This window comes from Chitinophaga sp. 05T412 (assembly GCF_056396465.1).
Genome location: NZ_JBFTLN010000009.1, coordinates 240,399 through 257,989, shown reverse-complemented (window position 1 = coordinate 257,989; position 17,591 = coordinate 240,399). Strand labels below are relative to the sequence as shown.

General features: G+C 46.6%; 16 protein-coding genes. 9 read left to right on the top strand and 7 right to left on the bottom strand.

What is annotated here, in order from left to right; genetic code table 11:
* Nucleotides 1-32: 32 nt before the first annotated feature.
* Nucleotides 33-2,435, bottom strand: coding sequence for an ABC transporter permease (locus AC1DFM_RS20955; RefSeq protein WP_477078707.1), 2,403 nt, complete (start codon nucleotides 2,433-2,435; stop codon nucleotides 33-35).
* A gap of 446 nt (nucleotides 2,436-2,881) precedes the next feature.
* Here AC1DFM_RS20955 and AC1DFM_RS20950 point away from each other — a divergent pair, with 446 nt between their 5' ends.
* Nucleotides 2,882-6,148: a SusC/RagA family TonB-linked outer membrane protein gene (locus AC1DFM_RS20950; protein WP_477078706.1), complete on the top strand. Its 3,267-nt coding sequence runs from the start codon at nucleotides 2,882-2,884 to the stop codon at nucleotides 6,146-6,148.
* A 12-nt stretch (nucleotides 6,149-6,160) separates the two neighbouring features.
* Nucleotides 6,161-7,627 (top strand): RagB/SusD family nutrient uptake outer membrane protein, encoded by a 1,467-nt coding sequence (locus tag AC1DFM_RS20945; protein ID WP_477078705.1) that lies wholly within the window; start codon nucleotides 6,161-6,163, stop codon nucleotides 7,625-7,627.
* A gap of 65 nt (nucleotides 7,628-7,692) precedes the next feature.
* Here AC1DFM_RS20945 and AC1DFM_RS20940 read toward each other — a convergent pair whose 3' ends face one another.
* Entirely contained in the window at nucleotides 7,693-8,109 is a 417-nt protein-coding gene (locus tag AC1DFM_RS20940) for a hypothetical protein (RefSeq protein ID WP_477078704.1), read from the bottom strand.
* A gap of 239 nt (nucleotides 8,110-8,348) precedes the next feature.
* Here AC1DFM_RS20940 and AC1DFM_RS20935 point away from each other — a divergent pair, with 239 nt between their 5' ends.
* A complete protein-coding gene (locus AC1DFM_RS20935) occupies nucleotides 8,349-8,960 on the top strand; it encodes a hypothetical protein (protein ID WP_477078703.1) in 612 nt (203 codons plus the stop codon).
* A 2-nt stretch (nucleotides 8,961-8,962) separates the two neighbouring features.
* Here the strand turns inward: AC1DFM_RS20935 and AC1DFM_RS20930 are convergent, their stop codons facing one another.
* Together AC1DFM_RS20930 and AC1DFM_RS20925 are read right to left on the bottom strand one after the other, a co-directional pair.
* The gene (locus AC1DFM_RS20930; RefSeq protein ID WP_477078702.1) at nucleotides 8,963-9,433 is read right to left on the bottom strand and encodes a transcriptional regulator, SarA/Rot family; all 471 of its coding nucleotides are present in this window, start codon (nucleotides 9,431-9,433) and stop codon (nucleotides 8,963-8,965) included.
* Nucleotides 9,430-9,933: a GNAT family N-acetyltransferase gene (locus AC1DFM_RS20925; RefSeq protein ID WP_477078701.1), complete on the bottom strand. Its 504-nt coding sequence runs from the start codon at nucleotides 9,931-9,933 to the stop codon at nucleotides 9,430-9,432. Before AC1DFM_RS20925 ends, AC1DFM_RS20930 begins: the two co-directional genes overlap by 4 nt.
* A gap of 214 nt (nucleotides 9,934-10,147) precedes the next feature.
* Here AC1DFM_RS20925 and AC1DFM_RS20920 point away from each other — a divergent pair, with 214 nt between their 5' ends.
* Nucleotides 10,148-10,711, top strand: coding sequence for a hypothetical protein (locus AC1DFM_RS20920; RefSeq protein ID WP_477078700.1), 564 nt, complete (start codon nucleotides 10,148-10,150; stop codon nucleotides 10,709-10,711).
* A gap of 87 nt (nucleotides 10,712-10,798) precedes the next feature.
* Here AC1DFM_RS20920 and AC1DFM_RS20915 read toward each other — a convergent pair whose 3' ends face one another.
* Nucleotides 10,799-11,191, bottom strand: coding sequence for a hypothetical protein (locus tag AC1DFM_RS20915; protein ID WP_477078699.1), 393 nt, complete (start codon nucleotides 11,189-11,191; stop codon nucleotides 10,799-10,801).
* 240 nt (nucleotides 11,192-11,431) lie between these two features.
* Here AC1DFM_RS20915 and AC1DFM_RS20910 point away from each other — a divergent pair, with 240 nt between their 5' ends.
* Together AC1DFM_RS20910 and AC1DFM_RS20905 are read left to right on the top strand one after the other, a co-directional pair.
* Entirely contained in the window at nucleotides 11,432-12,184 is a 753-nt protein-coding gene (locus tag AC1DFM_RS20910; protein ID WP_477078698.1) for a peptidase associated/transthyretin-like domain-containing protein, read from the top strand.
* A gap of 85 nt (nucleotides 12,185-12,269) precedes the next feature.
* Nucleotides 12,270-13,331, top strand: a complete 1,062-nt coding sequence (locus AC1DFM_RS20905) for a calcium:cation antiporter (RefSeq protein WP_477078697.1) — start codon at nucleotides 12,270-12,272, stop codon at nucleotides 13,329-13,331.
* Here the strand turns inward: AC1DFM_RS20905 and AC1DFM_RS20900 are convergent.
* Nucleotides 13,328-13,888: a pyridoxamine 5'-phosphate oxidase family protein gene (locus AC1DFM_RS20900; RefSeq protein ID WP_477078696.1), complete on the bottom strand. Its 561-nt coding sequence runs from the start codon at nucleotides 13,886-13,888 to the stop codon at nucleotides 13,328-13,330. The two genes, AC1DFM_RS20905 and AC1DFM_RS20900, sit on opposite strands and share 4 nt — an antisense overlap.
* A gap of 147 nt (nucleotides 13,889-14,035) precedes the next feature.
* Between AC1DFM_RS20900 and AC1DFM_RS20895 the strand changes: the two genes are divergently transcribed.
* Genes AC1DFM_RS20895 through AC1DFM_RS20885 form a run of 3 tightly spaced genes read left to right on the top strand, consistent with a single transcriptional unit; the run spans nucleotide 14,036 to nucleotide 17,053 of the window.
* Nucleotides 14,036-15,115 carry an efflux RND transporter periplasmic adaptor subunit gene (locus AC1DFM_RS20895; protein ID WP_477078695.1) on the top strand — a complete coding sequence of 360 codons (1,080 nt, stop codon included), beginning with the start codon at nucleotides 14,036-14,038 and terminating at the stop codon, nucleotides 15,113-15,115.
* Nucleotides 15,112-16,371, top strand: coding sequence for an ABC transporter permease (locus tag AC1DFM_RS20890; RefSeq protein WP_477078694.1), 1,260 nt, complete (start codon nucleotides 15,112-15,114; stop codon nucleotides 16,369-16,371). The genes AC1DFM_RS20895 and AC1DFM_RS20890 overlap by 4 nt, the downstream gene beginning before the upstream one ends.
* A gap of 1 nt (nucleotide 16,372) precedes the next feature.
* Complete coding sequence (locus AC1DFM_RS20885; protein WP_477078693.1) at nucleotides 16,373-17,053, top strand: ABC transporter ATP-binding protein; 681 nt, start codon at nucleotides 16,373-16,375, stop codon at nucleotides 17,051-17,053.
* Here the strand turns inward: AC1DFM_RS20885 and AC1DFM_RS20880 are convergent, their stop codons facing one another.
* Nucleotides 17,054-17,581, bottom strand: coding sequence for a 5' nucleotidase, NT5C type (locus tag AC1DFM_RS20880; RefSeq protein WP_477078692.1), 528 nt, complete (start codon nucleotides 17,579-17,581; stop codon nucleotides 17,054-17,056).
* Between the last annotated feature and the right edge of the window lie 10 nt (nucleotides 17,582-17,591).

Here is a 17,591-nt window from a genome sequence, read left to right as displayed (position 1 = left end):
ATAGCTTTTTGCTTTCTGCTTTCTGCTTTCTGCTACTCCGATTTCAGGCTATTCACCGGATTAGCCATCGCTGCTTTTACTGCCTGCAAACTAATCGTCAGCAGTGCTACCAGCAATGCGCCTCCACCGGCCACAATAAATACCCACATACTTAATGAAATGCGGTAGGCGAAGTCCTGCAACCAGTTCGTCATAGCCCACCAGGCTACCGGGAAGGCAATGGTGGCTGCCACGAGTATCAGCTTCAGAAAATCACCGGACAATAACCCTACAATACCGGTAATACTGGCGCCCAGTACTTTCCGGATACCTATTTCTTTGGTCCGCTGTGCGGCTGCAAAGGATACCAGTCCAAATAACCCCAGACAGGCAATACCAATAGCAAAAATGGAGAACAGCATAAACAGCTCGCCCAATCGTTGTTCTTCGCGGTATTGGCGATTAAAGGCCTCGTCCTGGAAGAAATAGTCGAAGGACATGGAAGGTACCACCCGCTGCCAGATGTTGCCTAAACTGGCCACAGTGGTAGCCGTATGATGCGTGTTTATTTTGACGCTGATGTAGTTCAGCCAGCCAGGGTTGTAAATGATACCCATAGGCGTTACGCCTTTTTGTAAAGAGCTGAAATGAAAATCTTTATATACTCCACAAACGGTACCCCAGCCCCAGTCGAACTCCTGGCCCAATGCCTCTTCCGGTGTTTTCCAGCCGAAGAAAGGCAGTGCGGCTTCATTAATCATGATATCGCTGGTTTTCCTGGTGGTATCCTTTACCATACTGCATAACCGTCCTGCTATTAATTTGATGTTATAGGTCCGGAAAAACTGATCATCAGCGGATATGAAGCGGGTATCTGTTTTTTTAGTGGGATCACTTTTAAGCCGAAGCAGGTTGTTGGGAAATTCCTGTCCGGGCACATTGGCCGAAGCACTTACAGACAGTACATCCGCCTGCCCTTTAAATTGCGTGATGAGCGTTTTGATGTTTTTATTGGCGTCGCCACCGGGCACGGGCACCACCAGTACCTGCGACTGATCAAATCCAAGGTCGTAGCTCTTCATATATTGCAGTTGCTTGTATACCACCATGGTGGCAATAATCAGCAGGATGGAAATAGAGAATTGTGCGACCACCAGCGCATTCCGGAGGTATTGTGTTTTCAGTTGCAGGCCGTGCCGCTGTACAATGCGGGAAGGAGTGAAGCCGGACAACACAATAGCAGGATAGATGCCCGCCAATATACCGATTCCGAAGCTAATGCCGAATCCGGCGCCAATGATCCGCGCCTGTAGCAATGCTGCGATGGTAAAATTCTTGTCGGCAATCTGGTTGAAAAATGGTAATAACAATGTCACCAAAAATGCTGCGAGGACAAATGCAAAAGTACTGAGCATCACAGCTTCTCCCATAAACTGCAATACCAGCTGGGAACGTTTTGCGCCAATCACTTTTCGTACGCCCACTTCTTTGGCGCGCGTAGTAGCGCTGGCGGTGGCCAGGTTTACAAAGTTGATACCGGCTATCAGCAGGATAAATAAAGCCACAAAAGACAGGATACGCACGTAATAAGCATCCCCGGTTTTACTCATTTCATAGCGTAGGTGAGAATGCAGGTGGAGGCTGGCCAATGGCTGCAAAAAATACGTATATGCCTGTCCGTTAGCTTTAAGCTGATCTCCCACATATTGAAAGGCAAGGAACTTAATTTGTTGTTCAAATGCAGCTGCGGATACACCTGGCTTCAGTTTGATAAAACTCTGTACCATGGTGCCATGCCAGTTATCCGTATTGCGCTGAAACCACTCCTGCTGTTGGAAGGTCACCGAAGAAATAATAAAGTCTGGCCGGAAATAAGTGTTAGCCGGAATATCTTTCAGTACACCTGTTACCCGGTAATGTTTGTCACTGATAGTAATTATTTTATTGAGATAGTTACTGGCATTATTTTCTTTCCCGAGATATTTTTCCGCTTTGGTAGCTGTCAGCAAAATACCATCTGCCTCATTCATGGCTGTTCGCGGATTGCCTGCCAGCAGGGGATAGGGGAATATTTCCAGGAAGTTGCTGTCGGCAATGTAAATCGCTTTCTCCGGAATTTGCTTTTGAGTACCTGTACTGACAACAGAATTATTGATGTAATCAAAAATCCGTGTTGCGGAGGCCACCTGTGGATACGCCAATACTGCTTGTCGCAGGTTGCCCGGTGTAGAAGAAAATCGCAGTGGCTCGTTGGTCTGGCTTCTTACTTCCTCTCCAACACGATACACCTGTTCCTGTTGAGGTATCCACCGGTCATAACTGTATTCATCCACTACATAAATCGTGATAAAGAAAAAGGCCGCCAATCCCATCGTTAAACCGGCGAGGTTCAGAATGCTATGCGTGATATGCTTCTGAAAATTCCGCCACGCAATTTTGAACTGACTTTTGAACATGATAAGTAATGTTATGCCTAATTAGTTGGCTAAGTAAATGCCAACTTGTAACAGATTGATTATTAGTTGTAAAATAGGCCTTTAGTGTTCGTTTTTATATAAGAGACGTTCATTAATGAACACCTCGAAAAGATCCGCCTTTAATACCGGCCTTTCATGAAGTGATTGCACATTATTTACCGGCTGTGTAATAATAGATCTTGTTTCTTTACTACAAAGTAAATTTATCTACTGCGAAAAATAAGGCCTGTATATTAGTCTATTGATTTGGTGGACTAAAAACTAGTTGGTACTTTTAATCCTGAATTGAAATCTAGTCGCAGTCATCTGTCATCGGTTTTATAAACAGTTTTATCAACTGGCCCTTGTACATCAGTGAGCATTTACCCAAGTGCTTCTCTATCACAGGCATGGCAACAGCTTGTGCAGGGCCTCAAAAATCACCTATGGATTCTTTTTACTATCGGTCTTTAAAAKAGCAATGGCGGAGTGCAATACTACTCCTTACTTTACTGACACCCTTATTCCTGATGGCCCAGGAAAAACGTGCAGTCGTTACCGGTACCGTTCAAAGTGAACGGCAACAAGGCATACCGGGCGTATCTGTGGTAGTAAAGAATGAAACTACCGGCGCCACCGCCTCCGCACAAACGAACGCCAGTGGCGTATTCCGGATCTCCAATCTCGCTGCCGGCGGCCCTTACAGCGTACAATTTACTTCTATTGGTTTTGAACCAGCTCTGGTAGGAGGCATTAGTTTATCTGATGCCACACCCCGCCAGGTGAACATCACACTGAAAGAATCTACTTCCTCCCTGAACCAGGTAGTGGTAGTGGGATATGGTGTACAACGCCGTAAGGAAATTACCGGCGCCGTGGCCTCCGTACGGGCAGCCGATTTGAAAGATCAGCCAGTCACCAGCTTTGAACAGGCAATTGCCGGTAAAGTTGCCGGTGTACAGGTATTGCAAAATACCGGCGCCCCGGGAGGTAGCATCAGCGTTCGTATCCGCGGATTGAACTCCATCTCTGCCGGCATCGATCCGTTATATGTAGTAGATGGTATCCCCCTGTCGAACGACCTGAAGAATTTGCAGGGATCAACCGACGTGGTCAACATCGTGGGACAGGCATCTTTCCAGAAATCTCCTGATCCACTCAGTACCCTGAACAGCGACGACATCGCTTCTATCGACATCCTGAAAGACGCTTCCTCCGCCGCTATCTACGGTTCCAGAGCTTCTAACGGGGTCGTATTGATTACCACCAAAAAAGGTAAAACAACCGGCCCGCCTTCCTTTGGCTACAGCATGTATGCCGGCTTCCAGCAAGCCAGCAAAAAAATAAAACTGATGGACGCCTACGAATGGTCGAAGTTCAGCTTTGATGCCAAGAACAACGCCTACCTGGATTTTAAGCCCTCCGGCAAAATCACAGATGACAACGCCACCAGAGGAAATTCCAACTATCAGATTGCACCGGAAATACTGCCATATCTCGCCGGCAATCAGGGCCTCACGAACACCGATTGGCAGGATGCCCTCTTCAGAACCGCACCCATTCAGAATCATACGCTCTATGCTTCCGGTGGCAATGAGAAGTTTCAGTACTACCTATCTGGCAACTATCTCGATCAGAAAGGGATCATCCTCGGCTCCGGTTATAAAAGATATGGGCTGAGAGCCAATCTCACCGCCACGCTGACGCAGAAACTGCGGATAGGCGTTTCCGTGAACCCCAGCTACGATCACTACGACCTGATCAACAGCGAAGGCCCGTGGACGTTTGATGGTATTCTCAGTAATGCACTCAAAGCATCGCCGGTATTTCCTGTCTATAATCCCGATGGCTCACTGGCCACCAACCGCCAGAACATCTGGGCCTATGGCTACTCCGGCGGTGAAAACCCGGTAGCACTGGCCACACAGATTGATGATAAAATGGATCATGTCCGTAATCTCGGCAATGTGTGGGGAGAATATGAAATCATCAAAGGACTGAAGTTTAAAACCTTCTTTGGTACAGATATCAATCACTTCAGCCGCAATTATTTMCGCCCCTCTACACTGGGCAGCTACAAGCCCATTCAGCAGGGAGCGCCTACCATTCCGAAAGGATCTGCTCAATCTGCAATGTCTACCAACTGGCTCTGGGAAAATACCCTGAACTATCAGTTTAACCTGCACGAAAAACATCGCTTCGATGTACTGGCAGGTTATACTTCCCAGAAGAACAACACCACCGCCAGTGAAACCGTGGGTACCGGCTTCCCTAACGATGCCGTACATACGATTAACGCAGCTACTATTACCAGTGGTACCTCTACTAAATCGCAATGGTCGCTGTTATCGTACCTCGGAAGAGCCAATTATAACTATGACGATAAATACTTTGTTTCCGCCAGTATCCGCGCAGATGGCTCTTCCCGCTTCGGTACTAATAACAAGTGGGGTTACTTCCCCGCAGTATCAGGAGGATGGTTGATTAGTAATGAATCATTCTTCAAAGTAAAAGCGATCTCTGAACTGAAAGCCAGGGTGAGCTATGGTACCTCCGGGAACTTTCAGATTGCCAACTACGCTTCTTACGATCTGTTAGCCTCCAATGGCTACGTGCTCGGCAATGGTACTGGTACTGCTGTGAATGGCGTGGGATTATCACAACCTGCCAACCCGGATCTGACCTGGGAGAAAACAAAACAGCTGAATGCCGGTATTGATATCGGTTTCTTCAGCAATCGTATCTATCTGAGTGCAGACTATTATCGTGCTACTACTTCCAACCTGTTGCTGAATGTACCGGTAGCCCTGAGTTCCGGCTTTGGTACCGCGCTGAAAAATATTGGTAAAGTACGTAACAGTGGGGTGGAATTTGGTTTGAATACCCGTAATCTGACCGGTGCTTTTGTGTGGAATACCAGCTTCAACATCTCTGCAAATAAAAATGAAGTGTTACAACTGGGCGCCAACAATGCTCCCATCATTTCTGATGGCGGTAATGGTACCATCTCTCAGCTGTACATCACCCGGGTAGGATCACCTATCGGTAGCTTCTATGGTTATGTAAATGGTGGCTCCTTCAAAGATCAGGCAGCGATAGATGCTTATCCGCATTATGCTACGACTAAACCCGGTGATCGCAAATTCATTGATGTGAACGACGACAAGAAAATTGATGCCAACGACAGAACCGATATCGGCAGCTATTTCCCTAAATTCATATGGGGCCTTTCCAACGAATTCAGGTATAAAGGTATTGATCTCACTATTGCCTTGCAGGCATCTCAGGGTAATAAGATCATGAACCTGCAACGCCGCTTCCTGTATAACGGAGAAGGAAATGCCAACCAGATGATTGAGGAGATGGGCTACTGGAAATCGCCTACCGATCCGGGCGATGGCAACACCATCCGTCCTAACCGCGTAACCACCGGTAACAGTGCGCAGCCAAGTTCCTTCTTTGTAGAAGATGGTTCGTATGTGCGTTTACGTAACCTCACCATTGGCTATACTTTTGATCAGAAGATCCTGCGTAATAAAGTACAGGGACTGCGGGTATATGTATCCGGACAGAATATCTACACCTGGACCAAATACACCGGCTATAACCCGGAAGTGAACGCCAGACCGGATAGCCCGCTGTCGCAGGGAGAGGACTATGGTACTTATCCGTTACCGAGAACATTCACCGCCGGTGTTAATCTTTCATTCTAAAAACAGGAATTTATGAAGCTGAATATAAAAATAGCAGGGTTGTCGCTGATAACGGTTATATCTTCCTGCAGCAAAGACTTTATCAACCTGGCGCCGGTGTCTAACCAAACGACCGCCACCTTCTTTAAAACGGCCAACGATTTTCAGCAGGGCGTGAATGCTATCTATGATGGTTTGCAGAATACCCGCCTGTATGGAAAATCAGCCTATTACCTGATGGAGGTAAGAAGTGATAATACGGATATCCTCGACAGAGGCGCCCTGGGTGGCGTAGCTTCCCAGATTGACCTCTTTACAGAAACTACTACCAATCCATTCCTCACAGATGTATATGCCGGTGCTTATGTGACCATTTCCCGCGCCAACGCGGTATTAGATCAGATAGACGCCGCCGCTATCCCGGATTCTTCCAAAAAACAATTCAAGGGAGAAGCACAGTTTTTGAGAGCGTTTGCCTATTTCGACCTGGTACGTTTATACGGTAAAGTGCCGTTGGTGATCAGAACAGAAACCACCTCAGAAGCACAAAATGATAAACGTAATGATGTGGCAGAAGTATATGGGCAGATAGAGAAAGACCTGCAATCCGCCGCTACCTTGTTGCCAGCTGCCTACAGCAATACAGCAGATTATGGCCGGGCTACTGCCGGTACTGCCAATGGTTTGTTAGGTAAGGTATATGTGACAGAGAAAAAATGGCCTGCCGCTACCGCAGTACTTAAGAACGTTACCGGCTATACGCTGCAGGCAGACTATGGCAGTCTGTATAATCCTGCTAATGCGATCAATGGCGAAGTGCTGTTTACCATCCGGTATAAGAAAGGTTTAAGTCCTTCAGAAGGTAACACCTACTTCACCGATATGGTACCATTTTCTTTTTACTATAACGGGATCGCCTATGGGGGCTCTAACAATAACCGCCCTACGAACGATCTGGTGGCTGCCTACGAAAAAGACGACAAACGCTTCGCTGCCTCGCTGGATACGGTATCTTATAAGAATGCCACTACCCAGCAAGTAGGGAACTATGTAAAGAAATACCTGGATATACCCGGCGCCACCGGCGATGGTGGTAGCAGCTTCCCGGTATTACGTTATGCAGATGTTTTACTGCTGCAGGCGGAAGCCCTCAATGAGCAGGGATATAGCGCGGCTAATGGCCCCGGTTCCGCTTTTGATTATCTGAACCAGGTAAGGGTAAGAGCCGGACTAAAAGGTAAAACTGCCGCAGAGTTGCCGGACCAGAATAGTTTCCGCGACGCGATCTTTGCGGAGAGAAGAGTGGAACTAGCCTTTGAAAATAATCGTTGGTTTGATCTGATCCGCTATTCCAAAGGGATTGCGATCATGCAGGCGCATTTGCTGAAAGAATATAACCTGCCGACACCGGTATTAACTCCGGCCCGGTTATTATTCCCTATTCCGCAAAGTGAAATAGATCTCCATAGAGATCCGGTGAACTTCCCACAGAATCCGTAAGGGAAACCGGAGGATAAAAGTTTATTGTACAGGGAGCGCTTTAGGTGCTCCCTGTTTGTTTAGTATCAGGGGCGTTTGAAATGAATTTCCAGCTTCATCCGCCGGTGTTTGTTGTTATATACTTCCTCATCTTCCCGAATGATCACCAACTGTTGCGGAGAGAGGACTTTTATCCGGAAGGTGATGGCATCGCCGCCGGGTTCCTGCAGGGTCAGTTCCCTCATGTCCCGGTCGAGGATATAGGAGTCATACCGCTGTCCGCCATCTACCAAAGTACCATTCTCTTTAAATACCATCAGGTCAACAGGGCTAAAGGAGGTATCTATTTTTTCGAAAGATTTCTCATTATTTTCAATGGCACTGATAATGGATTTGATGGGCTGCCATTTTCCGGTGATTCTCCCGTTGGTTTGATTGGTGGGAATGTTGCTACAACCGAATTGGAGGAAGCAGGAAAGGAAAAGTATATATAAGCTGTTCATATTTCGTATCTTTAAATAGCCTGATCATAGCTGTGGGCTATTGTTGTTTCCGAGGGTGATGCTACTGATTAAGATGCTGAATTACTGGTAAGTCCATTGCTGGTTTTGGTGTACTGATATTTATCTTATCATGTGTCTCGCGTTTGTAACCCAAATGTACAAAAAACGGATGGTGCAGGCATCAATCCGGCATCTGTTTAGCATTCCTGAATTGTTTTACCATTGAAAAAAATTGTATTATGGCAGATAATATTGCAGCGCCGTTTATACCTGCGCAGTATGTAGGGGAGGCTACTACCACATCGGAGGAGAAAGAACTGGTGCATGAAACGGCAGCGATAGATTTTTTTAAAGTTGCCATGAGGCGGTTATCCGACGTAAATAAATGGGCGGGCATGAGCGGAAGTCTCTCCTCTGAGTTTCAGCTTACAGACCTGACGGGAAAAGCCATCGAAGGGCCGGCGGAAACGGGGATGTATATACGAATTAACATTCCGGGGCCGGGTACTACTGCCGGCAAGGGATTCGATTGGGTGAAGATAGAGCAGAAGGAGCATGTGATGCTGAATGTGCACCAGGAGATATTTTTTATCCGGGCCAGGCCATCGGAGCATCCGATACAGAAGAGTGCCGGCATTGCCCATTTCCTCAGAAAAGAAGCCAGTAGCTCCTTTGTATTGGTCAGAAACGGGGAACATATTATCGCCACTGTTTATGGGCGAAATGAAGTGCCTAACACGCAGGGCGTGGATGTTAGTGATAAAGTCAGGAATGCGGTGGTAGGTGCTACCGGCGCCATCGGCATCTCAAAATTACAATGGAAAGCGCTGGTGAAGGGGCTGCTGGAATGAGCTTAGAGTTCCCGCTCCCGGTCCAGAAAACTCAATGTTTTCATTTGCGCTTCTACTTCGTCAATGGCCTTCATCAGGTTATTTTGCGTGTTTGTTAATGCTGTCAATGCAACCACCATTCTTTGCCATACCGGTTGCATCTCCGTGACCAGTGTTCTCCCTTTTTCCGTTAGTTGTATCAGCCGTTTCCGTTCATCCTGCTTGTCTTTTTTAGAGCGGATCAGTTTTTCTTTTTCCAGTTCTTTCAGCAGGCTGATGGTAGAAGGGTGCGTATAACCTATTTCCGTGGAAATTTCCACCACCGATAATACCGGTTTAAGGTACAGGGTATAGATAACAGGGAACCATTTAGGCTCAAACTCAATGCCATTGGCCTTATAGATCAGCTGCCCATCTTTGCGCAGCTGATCCGCAAGGCGTTGCAACCGTGTGGAAATAGCCAGTATTCCCGACTCATCGATTACATTGATCATACGTTGTGGTTAATGTGCAGGTGATAAAATACATTGTCGGCACTCATCACCGGAAAATAGGACGGCAAGTCCGTTTTGGCAATCTTTTCAAAGTGATTACGCTCATAGAAACGAATGGCGGCAGCCAGCTTGTCGACCGTACCCAGGTAAAGATCCGTAATCCCCACCGTTTTGCAATGGGCTATCAATTGATCGAGCAATCGCTGCGCCAGCCCCAGCTCTTTGCCGCGAAACTCTTTTTTTACAAACATTTTGCGGATAGCACCGGCCTGGTGACCAATAGATATCAGGGCAATGGTGCCGGCCAGTTGCCCATCTACCATCGCTCCCCAAAAGCCGCCGCCGGTTTGATGATAGTTGCGCTCAATATCATTCAGATCGGGTTGGTCTTTAATGGTGATGGGAATATTAAACTCTAATTGCTGAATAGGCAGAATAATGTCTATTATCTGCTGACAAAATTGATTGTCGATCATCCTGATAGTTGGTTCCGTATTCATTTGCATAGATTTATAGTATAAAACTACGTAGTTGACTACATAAATCAAAATTTATTTTGAAAAATGCAGATGAGCATTGCTTTGCTGCCTGGGAAGCAGTGGTGGAAACCTGCGTTTTTTTACTATTTCCGGAGAAGGGGAGTGGATAATTTTGGGGCAGAAAGGAGGGTGTTCAACCGAATAATCCCAGAAAACAAATACAAATTTTATTTTCATGAAGCATTTTATCTTCCCAACATTTTTTACTATCGCCATTGTTTGCGTGGTTGCCGGCTGTAAAAAGGGCAACGACGGCCCAGCCGGTCCAGCTGGTCCAGCGGGGGCTACTGGCGCCACAGGTGCTACAGGAACGGCTAATGTGATTTACTCTGCCTGGTTTACACCAGCTTCGTATGTGAAGGACACTATCTTCAGCATATGGGGGTTTAATTATTACCAGGCAGCTCCGGGTATCACCCAGCAGATACTGGATAACGGTACCGTGCTTACCTATGGAAAATTGAATGGCTACAGTACATCCATCTGGCCGGCCAATCAGGTAGCACAGTTGCCGATTTCCCTGACCTATCGCTTAGGAACAAATAACACAGATACCTGGTCCGCACTGGCTACCGTAGGCCAACTGCATATCCGTATGGTAAACGACCAAAATACGTATGGTTCCATTAGCGTTACGCATGCCTTCCGTTATGTGATCATCCCCGGCGGCAAAGCAGGGGCACGTTTGGCGCAGATGTCGTATGAAGAAGTTTGTAAGCAATATCATATTCCTGAATAAAAGAGAACCCCAAAAGTGTTAATGTAAGAGTAATCCCTGTTCAATCGGGGCAAGCACCGTGGCTATCCACGGTGCTTTTTGTATAGGTTATGCTGTTGCATTGCGTTGATTCATTTCATGCAATCCTTTATACTGTAGCAATGCCATCAGGGCTACCCATGCGGCAATGGCCAGGATAATGAGGGAACCCAGCAGCGTTATCACGCCGCCAAATTCAATCACTACTACAACACTGGCCAATACCCAGCTGGCGTCCAATATGGTCACGAGTGTAGTCATTCGGGTGGTAATAGGCGACCTGGTGGCAGTGTACAGTACCAAACCAGCAAATAGCACCAGGAAAATACCGGTAGCCTCAAAAAGAAGTACGTTGCTAATGCCAAAGAGGCTGGCAAAAGGTGTTGCCAATACCAGGAACAAAAGGCCGGCTGCAGCGGAGCTGAGGGCATTTACGATTAAAACTGTTTTAAGTTGTTTCATAGTTGCAGATTTTTAAACAAAGGTAGCCGGGAGGGCAGGGGGAGTTGTTACCATTTCACGACAAACAATGGTCATTTTACGACAGATAACGGTAACGGCTATATTCAGTTGACATAATGAGGAATGAATCACGAAGCGCAGGCTTTTCGCCGAAAAACGGGTAGGAAAATATAGAAAATGAATTGTTAATATTTTTCATATTCTTGATTATGTTTTTATCCTGTCTTAGATTGGGCCAAAATGAGGAAATCTGGTACTTTAAAAACGACGGGGATACTACTGATTTTTATGTTGCTGCGGTTGGTCACTACCGGACAAGTAAAGATTCACGGTACCATTTACGATCGTTCTGCGCGATTCGGCCTGCCGGGGGTGAGCGTGAGAAGCAACTCCGGCGTGGGGGCTGTCACGGATTCTACCGGGCAATATACCATTGTGTTGCCGCAAACCGATTCCATCTTTTTTTCCTACCAGGGGAAAGCTACCATGAAATTTGCGGTAAGGGAAATCAACTATAACCGCCCCTACGATATGAGCCTGCATGTTGATACCCACGTACTGCCCACCGTAGTGGTATCCACTAAACGCATAGGTGATTACCTGGCCGATTCCGTCAGGAACCGCGAAGAATACCGCAAAGTATTTGAGTATTCGCCGGAATATCTCACCAGTGGCGGTATCAACGGCGTTGGCGTGGGTATCAACCTCGATGCGCTGTTGAGCATGAAGAAAATTAAACGGATGGAGAACTTCCGGCTCTTCATGGAACGGGAAGAACGCGAAAAATATATCGATCGCCGCTTTAATAAAGCGTTAGTAAAGAAAATAACCGGGCTTACCTCACCCGCCCTGGAAACCTTTATGCTGGCGTACCGCCCCACTTTCGAAATGCTCCAKAATTTCGAGAACGAATACCAGTATTACGAATATATCCAGGACGCCGGCCGCTACTTTGCGGAAACCTGGAAGCGCCAACACCCTGTGCGGAATTGATGCAGTGAAATTGCTGTTTTTTCTGTATCTTAAAGACATGGGATTCAATCATTTTCTCTACAAGAGATGGAAAATAGCCTTACCCATGTGGACCATTATCTGTCCCATTGTTGGTTTGGTGATATTGGCACTGGCCGCTACGCAAGACAGTGGCATTTTCGCCGCCATTATGGGAGTAACGCTGATCAGCGTGGTATTATCCGCGGTGCATCATGCGGAAGTGGTAGCCCATCGAGTAGGTGAACCTTATGGTACCCTCATTTTAGCCCTCGCTATTACCGTTATTGAAGTATCCCTCATCATTTCTATTATGCTCACCGAAGTGGGACAGGACTCCACACTCGCCCGTGATACCGTGTTTGCCGCCATTATGCTGATTCTCTCAGGTATTATCGGGGCGTGTTTATTTGTTGGAGGATATAAATACAAGGAGCAGGCATTCATTAAACAAGGCGTTAGCGCCGCGCTGGTGACGCTTTCGGCTATTTCAGTCCTGACGCTCGTGTTGCCGAATTATACCACCTCCGCAGCCGGACCGGTGTATTCCAATAGTCAGCTTATTTTTGTTGCCATTATCTCCCTGGTGCTGTATGGCAGTTTTGTGGCTGTGCAAACCATTCGTCACCGCGACTATTTTCTTCCGGAAGATGGTACCCCTGGCGATGAAGACACTCACGCAGCCCCGCCGTCCACCGCCACTGCGCTGATTAGCCTGTTGTTACTGTTGGTAGCACTGGTAATAGTGGTGTTGCTGTCTAAGAAGTTGTCGCCCACCATTGAGTCGATTGTAGTGAACCTTGGTGCACCTAAATCCTTGGTAGGAGTGATTATTGCGGCCGTGATTCTGCTGCCGGAAGGACTGGCGGCTATTCGTGCTGCCAGACAAAACCGCCTGCAAACCAGCTTAAATCTGGCGCTGGGATCAGCACTGGCCAGCATAGGTCTCACCATTCCGGCAGTGGCCATTGCCACCTATTTCGTCGGCTTCCGGGTAACCCTGGGTATCGACGCCAAATCGTCGCTGTTACTGATTTTATCCCTGTTTATCATCAGCATTTCATTTAATGCCGGGAAAACCAATATCCTGCAAGGCATTGTATTGCTGGTGATATTAGCAACGTATATGTTTATTTCGGTGGTACCTTAATCCTGGTTTTTTCCTGCCAATGGCGTAGTCAGGCCATCCAGACTCACATAGTTCTTTTCGGCCTTGTAGGTTTCCAATCCTTCAGGGCCTTTGGCTGCTGCCCATTTAGCGGCATGGTCCCGTTCTCCGGTGTAGGTATACAAAGGCACGCCAAACCCGCAGGAGGTTTGTACCTGGTAGATATCCGCCATAATAATCTGTCGCGTAGCCGGCAAAATGGTAAAGTGAGCCGATAGCGCTTCCCATTCGGGATCTGTTGGCAATACCGTATAGCCATGTCCGTATAAACGGAGTATATTGGGTGGTCCGTCAAAAGCACAAAACATAAAAGTGATCCGCCCATTCTCCCGGATATGCGCCGAGGTTTCATTTCCGCTGCCCACAATATCCAGGTAGCCCACTTTAGTGGGAGAGAATACCCGGAAACTATCCAGTCCCTTAGGCGAAAGATTCACATGCCCTTCAGCGGTTAACAGGGCTGTGGCTACAAAAAACAGTTGCTGGTTGGCGATGAAGGCTTCATGCTGCGGTTTGATATCATCAAAGAATTTTCCCATAGTATATTCATTTAATGAAGAACATCCATAAAGGTACAAATTTTAAGAGGGAGGCATGACAGGGTTTCTCTCAGATACATTACATTTGATGAGCATACGCACTAGCGAAGCACTGTTGGCCTTGTACCAGCAGGAAAATTATATGGCATGAAAGTAATGCAAGTCATACTGGCCTTTTGCTTATTGTGTTCCTGTAAAAGCAAATGGGAGAAAACACAACCAGTAACAGAGAAAATTTCAGAATCAGTATATGCTTCAGGGGTTATTAAAAGCAGACATCAATACCAGGTATTCTCCAAAGTAACCGGCCCTATTATCAGCATCCCTGTTACGGAAGGAGATACGGTGCGCAAAGGTGATCCGCTGATGGTGATTCAGCATGAAACGGCAAAGCTGAATACAGAAAATGCTGCGCTGTCGGCCGCCTACGCTGCTGTAAGCGCCAACGAAGACAAGCTCAATGAACTCAAAGTAAATATAGATCTGGCCCGTAATAAATTGAGCAATGATTCATTGTTACTCGCCCGCCAACAGCGGCTATGGGAGCAACAGATCGGCAGTCAGCAACAATTGGAACAGGCACAGTTGGCCTATAAAAGTTCACTCACTTCTTACGATGTCGCTGTTTTTAAGTACAACGACCTGCAAAAACAACTCCGTTTCGCTGCCAATCAATCCGGTAAAAACCTCCAAATCAGTAATACACAGCAGGACGATTACATCATTAAAAGTGATATCGATGGCCGCGTATATAGTCTGCCGAAAAAAGCAGGCGAGCTGGTAAACCCACAAAGCCCGGTGGCAATTATCGGCGCCAGCAAAGATTTTTACCTGGAATTACAGGCAGATGAATTTGATATTGCCCGCATTAAAATTGGACAAAAAGTATTTATTACGCTGGATAGCTACAAGGGACAATCGTTTGAAGCGCAGGTAGAAAAAATATACCCCATCATGAACGAACGTTCCCGCTCATTCACGGTAGACGCACGGTTTATTACCATGCCTCCGGTGGTATATCCCAATCTCACCCTCGAGGCCAATATCGTGATTCAAACAAAGGACAACGCGTTAACCATCCCCCGAAATTATTTACTCGAAGGTGATCAGGTAATGCTGGAAAATAAAGAAAAGAAGAAGGTAGTCACCGGATTGAAGGACTATCAGAAAGTAGAAATTATCAGCGGATTGCATTCGGGAGATGTGATTATTAAGCCGGCACTATGAACTACAAATTAATTTTCAGTGTCTCATTTTCGTTGCTACGTGCCCGTTGGAAACAAACCTTGGTGGCAGCCATCGGCGTTACGTTTAGTATCACTATGTTCATTGCGTTACTAAGCTTTATGACCGGGCTGAATGGTTTGCTGGACGGACTGATACTAAACCGCACGCCGCATGTTCGCATCTATAACGATATCAAGCCTACGAAAAATCAACCGATCAATGTATCGGGTCAATACAACGCGTACCACAACTTTATCCGGTCCATTAAGTCGCCCAGCGCGCGTCAGGAAATATTCAACAGCGGTGCAGTGATGGATGCTATCCGTCGCGATAGCCGTGTAGCCGGACTTGCGCCAAAAATCATTGCACCGGTATTTTTCACTGCCGGCACCATTGATATTACCGGCGTGGTAAACGGTATCGATGTGCAGGCAGAAAGTAGTTTATTTCACTTCAACGACTATATTGTTGCCGGCCAGGCCGTCGACCTGAAGAATGTACCCAACAGCATTATTCTGGGAAAGGGCGTGGCAGATAAATTACTGGCGGAGCTGGGAGATGTAGTGCAGGTAACCACTTCGCAGGGAGATATCATGCCCTTGAAAGTGGTGGGTTACTTCCAGTCGGGCCTGCAAGACTTTGATAAAGTACAATGCTATGCATCTATCAACACCGCACAAAAACTCCTGGGTAAGCCTAATAATTACATTACCGATATCCAGGTAAAGTTGAAAGACCTGAATCAGGCACCAGCAGTAGCAAAGGAATACGGGGCGCTGTTTCAGGCAGATACAGAAGATATTCAAACGGCCAATTCACAATTTGAAACGGGTAGTTTTATCAGAACACTGATTTCTTATTCGGTAGGCATTACATTGTTGATTGTAGCTGGCTTCGGCATCTACAACATTCTCAATATGATGATCTATGAAAAAATGGATACCATTGCCATCCTGAAAGCTACCGGCTTTTCTGGCGGCGATGTGAACCGCATCTTTATTGTGATTGCGCTGACAATCGGACTGGCAGGCGGTTTGGTAGGATTGATTTTCGGATATGGCCTATCAGCGGTGATTGACCAGATTCCTTTCCGGACGCCGGCATTACCAACCATTACTACTTTTCCGGTAAATTATAATCCGGCGTTTTATGTGATCGGCACTGTTTTTTCACTGGTCACCACTTACTTTGCCGGTTACTTCCCTGCCAGAAAGGCCAGTAAGGTAGATCCTGTAGTTATTATAAGAGGAAAATAAGATGAGCAACGTTATCCTGCAAGCCAGTCATATCAATAAATATTTTCATGATCCGGTAACAATGCCGGTGTTGAACGATCTGAGCATGTCAGTGAACAAGGGAGAATTTGTGTCGGTGGTAGGAAAATCAGGTTGTGGTAAATCTACCTTACTCTATATTTTATCTACCATGGATACTGATTACGAAGGACAGCTATGGATGGATCAGGAGCTGGTAACAGGCAAAAAAGAAAAGGAGTTGGCGAGAATCCGCAATGAAAAAATCGGCTTTGTATTCCAGTTCCATTATTTGCTGAATGAATTCAGTGTATTAAAAAACGTGATGTTACCAGGATTAAAGCTCAACCAATACAGCGAAGCGGAAATAGAACATCGTGCCATGGAACGCCTGCGTATGCTGCATATGGAGGAGCTGGCGCTAAAAAATGCGAACCAGCTGTCAGGCGGACAAAAGCAAAGAGTCGCCATTGCCCGCGCGCTGATCAATGATCCGGCTATCATTATGGGAGATGAACCCACCGGTAACCTCGACAAAAAAAACGGGGAAATCGTATTCGATATTTTCCAGGAGTTGGCCGTACAATATCATCAAACCCTGCTCATTGTTACCCATGATCCGGAGTTTGCGGAACGTACCAACCGCATTATTGAAATGGAAGACGGAAGAATCATCCGTCAGTAATTACAACAATTTGGTGGCCGCATCTTCCCAGTTCAGGATGCGCTCGTAACCGTTTTCATGAACATTGTGATGGCCATGATACAGGTACGCCTTGCCTTTGAAGTTGGTGAAGTTACGGGTCAGGTCATCAATCATGATATCCGTTTGCACAATAGATTTATCTCCGCAAAAGCAGTATTGTTGCCAGGTCAGGAAGGGGAAGAACTCCTGTAGCCAGTCGTATTTATCGMGCAGGGAAGCCGGAAACTCCATGGCAGCGGAAACAATATAGAGCTTATATTTTTTATTGAGTTCCTTCAACACTTCCTGCGCATGTGGAAATATTTCCAGGTCGCGAAAAAATCCGGGTGTGTTGAGGTATTCTTTGATTTTAGCTTTATGGGCTTCMGGTAAAATATCCGTGAGTGTTTTGCCGTGCAGTTCTTCTGTAGTAAAGGTTTTTCCGTAATCCCGGAAATACCAGGCCCGGGCTTTTTTAATCGGATCGGCAATGGTTTCGTCCATGTCTATGGCAATAGATAGCGGCATCGTTTCCAGT